The following is a 5,021-nucleotide window of genomic DNA, read 5'->3' as shown; positions in this document are numbered from 1 at the left end:
CAGCCCCGCCTCGGAGGCCGGCAGCACCAGGCGCCCGGGCACGGCCCCGGCAACGAAACCCACGCGCAGCGCGTTCTGCTGCACATAGCCCGGGCTCCAGGCCGCCTGGCGCGCCCGCAGCGTGAAGCTCAGCTGGGCATCATGCTCGCTGGCGAACTGGTCGAGCTCACGCGCCCGCGCCACCTCGTGCAGCATGTCGGGGAAGTCCGGCGCGGCGTTGATGGCGTCGGCGAACTGCTGCGCCTTCATGACGAACTCGGAGAACTCGATCTCGTTGAGCGCTCCGGTGCGGTTGGCCAGCTGCACGCCCGCCTGGAAGTGCACGTAGGCCACGCCCGCCTGGGGCGTCTCCCACTGCCGCGTGACCGGGTTCAGCGCCTCGATGGCGAAGGGCTTGCTGCCGGCGCGGCGCGTCGGAGGCAGGGCCGCCAGCACCGCCTCGCCCGCGACAGGTTGCTCGGCCACGAGGGGTGCGATGGCGTCGATCAATGCATCCAGCCCGCCGCGCCGCTCGGCCTTGGGCACGGGCAGCTCCAGCGCCTCGCGCGGATCGACCGCATGGTGATCGAGGGGGGCCGTGTCCGATCCTTCGCCGGCGCGTGGCAGTCCATCGAAGGCGGGTTCGTGGCGCGCTTGGCCGGCGGCGTGCGGCGCATCGCCGTCGGCCCCGGGCTGGGCGCGCCGCGGGGCGTTGCGGTGGTGGGTCCAGCCGTTGTAGGCGACCACCACGATCAGCACGAGGGCGCCGGCAATGACGAGACCGAGTTGGAAGTTGCTCATGGTCAGGGGAGAAGGAAAACGGTTGCCATCATGCCTCGGCCATGGACAGGGCGGCCTGCATGTCCACCGCGACGATGCGCGAGACGCCCTGCTCCTGCATGGTGACGCCGATCAGGTGCTCGGCCATCTCCATGGCGATCTTGTTGTGGCTGATGAACAGGAATTGCGTGCCGTGCGACATGCTCGCGACCAGACGCGCATAACGTTCGGTGTTGGCATCGTCCAGCGGCGCGTCCACCTCGTCAAGCAGGCAGAACGGCGCCGGGTTGAGCTGGAAGATGGCAAACACCAGCGCGATGGCGGTGAGTGCCTTCTCGCCGCCCGACAGCAGGTGGATGGTCTGGTTCTTCTTGCCGGGCGGCTGGGCCATGACCTGCACGCCGGCGTCGAGGATCTCGTCGCCGGTCATGATCAGCCGCGCCTGTCCCCCACCGAACAATTCCGGGAACATGCGGCCGAAATGGCCGTTGACGGTCTCGAAGGTGCCTGACAGCAGGGTGCGCGTCTCGGCGTCGATGCGCCGGATCGCATCCTCCAGGGTGGTCATCGCCAGGTTCAGGTCTTCCTGCTGGGCATCGAGGAAGGTCTTGCGCTCGCGCGCCAGCCCGAGCTCCTCCAGCGCCGCGAGATTCACGGCGCCGAGCTGGGCGATGGCGCCCTGCAGGCGGTCGATCTCGCCCTGCAGTCCCTCCAGCTGTACGTCGCCCTCGGCCACCGACCGTTCGAGCGCCTGCAGGTCGGCCTGGGCCTCCGCGAGAAAACCGCTGAACTGCTCGACCCCGAGGCGCGCCGCCTGCTCCTTGAGCTGCAGCTCGGTGATGCGCTGGCGCAGGGGCTCGAGGGCGCGCTCGTGCTGCATGCGCTGCTCGTCGCTGGCGCGCAGGCGCGCGGTGAGCGCATCGTAATGCGCGCGCCGCTCGGCCAGCTGGCGCTCGTGCGCCAGCTTGGCTTCCAGTGCCTGCTGCAGCCCACCCTGCGCGGCGGCGTCGGTCAGGCGCGAGAGCTCGGCCTCGGCGCGCCCGTGCTCGTCCTGCAGACCGCGCACCTGGCGCTCGGCGGTCTCCGCGGCGCGCGCCAGCTCGGCGCGCCGCGCGGCCAGGCTGCGCTGCGCGAACGAGGCCTCCTGGGCGCGCCGCTCCAGCTGGCGCAGCTGCTCGCGGCACTCCACCACCCGGCGCTCGGCCTCCAGCACGCGGCCATCCAGCTGCGCGTGCTGCTCCTGCGCGTCGGCCAGCTGCATGTCCAGTTCCTCGAAGCGCGACTCGGCCACGGCGACGCGCTCCTGGAGCGCATCGAGCTGCGCCAGCACCTCGTCCAGATCGGCCCCCAGCTGCGCGCCGCGCGCCCGCGCCTGCTCCACGTCCTGCGTCAGCCGCAGCACCTGCACCTGCAGCTCGTGCGTGCGTGCCCGCGCCTCGGCCTCGGCGCGGCGGGCCGCGGCCAGGTGCTGCGAGGCCTCGGCATGGGCCGCCTCGGCACGTGCCAGCGCGGCGCCCGCCTCCTCGGCGATCAGCGCCTGGGCGCGCAATTCCTTTTCCAGGTGCTCGATCTCCTGGGCGCGTGCCAGCAGGCCGGCCTGCTCGGAGTCCGGCGCGTAGAAACCCACGCTGTGCGCCCCCACCGAGTGGCCCGCTGCGACATAGATCGCCTCGCCCGGCGCCAGGCCGGCACGCGCCTGCAGGGCCGTCTCCAGCGAGGGTGCGCCGTAGCAGCCCGCCAGCCAGTCCGCCAACACGGCATGCAGCGCCGCATCCGGCGCGCGCACCAGCGCCAGGAGTGGCTGCAGCCCCTGCGCTGCGGGCCGAGGCGGCGCGACGCCGGCTGCACCGCCGCTTTCGTAGAAGGCAAGCCGCGTCGGCGGGCCGTGGCGCGTGTCCGTTCCGGCAAAGCCGCGCACCGTCTCCAGCCGGCCCACCGGCAATGCCGCCAGCCGCTCGCGCAGCGCCGCCTCCAGCGCCGGCTCCCAGCCAGCTTCCACCTGGATGCGGCTCCACAGGCCTTGCAGCCCGTCCAGGCCATGCGCCCGCAGCCACGGCTGCAGCTTGCCGTCCACCTTGAGCTTGTCCTGCAGCGCCTGCAGCGCCTGCAGGCGCGCCGCAAGCTCTGTCTGGCGGGCGGCCTCGGCATTGGCTGCCTGCTGGCGCAGGCGCCGCTCCTCGTCCAGGCGCGGCAGCTCGTCCTGCAGCAGCGCCAGGCGCTCCTGTGCCACCTCGGCGTGTTCCTCGGCCTCCTGCAGCTGCTGGCGCAGGTGCGCCAGGCGCGATTCGTCGGGCGCCGCCAGCGCATTGCGCTCGGCGCGCAGGCGCTCGGCGCGCGCCTCGAGCTGGCGCTGCTGCTCCGAGACGCTGCGCTGCTCGGCGGCCAGCACGTGGATCTGCTGCTGCACCTGTGCCACCGTGCCGCGCTGCGCGTCGCTGCGCCGCCGCGCCTGCTGCAGCGCATCCTCCAGCTCGGGCAGCAGCAGGGCCTGCTCCTCGGCCTGCGCCGCCACCAGCTCGCTTTGCTCCTGGGCTTCCTCGTCCTGGCCCTCCAGCGCTTGCGCCTCCTCGGCCGCCTCGGCGCCGCGCGCGCGCCACTCGTCGATCTGGACGAGCAACTGCTCCATGCGCTGCTGCACGCGCTGGCGCCCGTCCACCACGTAGCGGATCTCGGCCTCCAGCCGCCCCACCTCGGCGGCCGCCTCGTAGAGCTGGCCCTGCGCCTGGTTGACGGCGTCGCCGGCGGCATAGTGCGCCTGGCGCAGCTGCTCGCGCTCGGCTTCGCAGTGGCGCAGCTGCGCCATGCGCGACTCGAGCTCGTTGACCGCCAGCAGGCCCTCGGTGCGCACCCGCGCCTGCTCGGCCTCGGCCTCGCGGCGCCGCAGGAACCACTGCTGCTGCTGGCGCAGCGTCGCCTCGGCCTGCAGCCGGTGGTAGCGCGCCGCCACCTCGGCCTGGCGCTCGAGCCGGTCCAGGTTCGCGTTCAGCTCGCGCAGGATGTCCTCCACGCGCGTGAGGTTCTCGCGCGTGCCGGCCAGCCGGTGTTCCGTCTCGCGGCGGCGCTCCTTGTACTTGGAGACCCCGGCCGCTTCCTCCAGGAACAGCCGCAGGTCCTCCGGGCGCGACTCGATGATGCGCGAGATCGTGCCCTGGCCGATGATGGCGTAGGCGCGCGGGCCCAGGCCCGTGCCAAGGAACACGTCCTGCACGTCGCGCCGGCGCACCGGCTGGTTGTTGATGTAGTAGCTGGAGGTGCCGTCGCGCGTCAGCACCCGCTTGACGGCGATCTCGGTGAACTGGTTCCACTGCCCGCCGGCGCGGTGGTCGTGGTTGTCGAAGACCAGTTCCACGCTGGCCCGGCTGGCGGGCTTGCGGCTGGTGGTGCCGTTGAAGATCACGTCCTGCATGGACTCGCCGCGCAGCTCGCTGGCGCGCGACTCGCCCAGCACCCAGCGCACCGCATCCATGATGTTGGACTTGCCGCAGCCATTCGGCCCGACCACGCCCACCAGCTGCCCGGGCAGCATGAAGTGGGTCGGCTCGGCAAAGGACTTGAAGCCGGCGAGCTTGATGGAGCTGAGGCGCACGAGAAAAAGGCGGGGCGAGGCGTTTCGTTGAGGGCGAAATGATACCGCGCGGCCCCACCGCCGACCGCGCCGTCCAGGCGCGCGCCCACCCGGTGCGGCACGTGCAAAGCCTCGCCGGTTCATGCGCGCAAGCTATGCTTTCAGTAGTCCTCGCGCCCCTGGGCGGTCCCGTGCTCGTGCACCAGCGCCTCGAAGCGCTCGCGGGGCAGCGGCGGCGCCAGCAGGTAGCCCTGCCAGACGTGGCAGCCGTGGCGCTCGAGGAATTCGCGCTGGGCCTCCGTCTCCACGCCCTCGGCCGTCACCTGCAAGCCCAGGCTGGTGCCCAGCGCGACGATGGTGCGCGCGATGGCGGCGTCGTTCGGGTCGGTCAACACATCGCGCACGAAGCCCTGGTCGATCTTCAGCTCGTGCAGCGGCAGGCGCTTGAGGTAAGCCAGCGAAGAATAGCCGGTGCCGAAGTCATCCAGCGAAAAGCCCACGCCGTAGCCGCGCAGCTGCACCATCTTGGCGATGGTGTCCTCGACATCCTGCAGCAGCATGCCCTCGGTCAGTTCCAGCCGCAGCCGGCGGGCGTCGGCCCCGGTGCTCGCCAGCGCCTCCAGCACCTGCGCGACGAAGCCGCCCTCGTGGAACTGGCGCGGGCTCACGTTCACCGCCACCGTCAGGCCGGCGAGCC

General features: G+C 72.2%; 3 protein-coding genes. All 3 read right to left on the bottom strand.

The annotated features are described in order from the left end of the window. The coding region (locus A612_RS13415; RefSeq protein ID WP_019374976.1) for a hypothetical protein at window positions 1–780 on the bottom strand (780 nt) is incomplete at its 3' end. A gap of 28 nt (window positions 781–808) precedes the next feature. Beyond that, a complete protein-coding gene (gene smc / locus A612_RS13410) occupies window positions 809–4,345 on the bottom strand; it encodes a chromosome segregation protein SMC (protein ID WP_019374975.1) in 3,537 nt (1,178 codons plus the stop codon). Window positions 4,346–4,485: 140 nt separating this feature from the next. Then, window positions 4,486–5,021 (bottom strand): EAL domain-containing protein (locus A612_RS13405; RefSeq protein ID WP_040436939.1); only part of this gene is annotated, 536 nt, incomplete at its 5' end.

It is taken from the genome of Melaminivora alkalimesophila (assembly GCF_000282995.1).
GTDB lineage: Bacteria > Pseudomonadota > Gammaproteobacteria > Burkholderiales > Burkholderiaceae_C > Melaminivora > Melaminivora alkalimesophila.
This window is presented reverse-complemented; position numbering and strand designations above follow the sequence as displayed.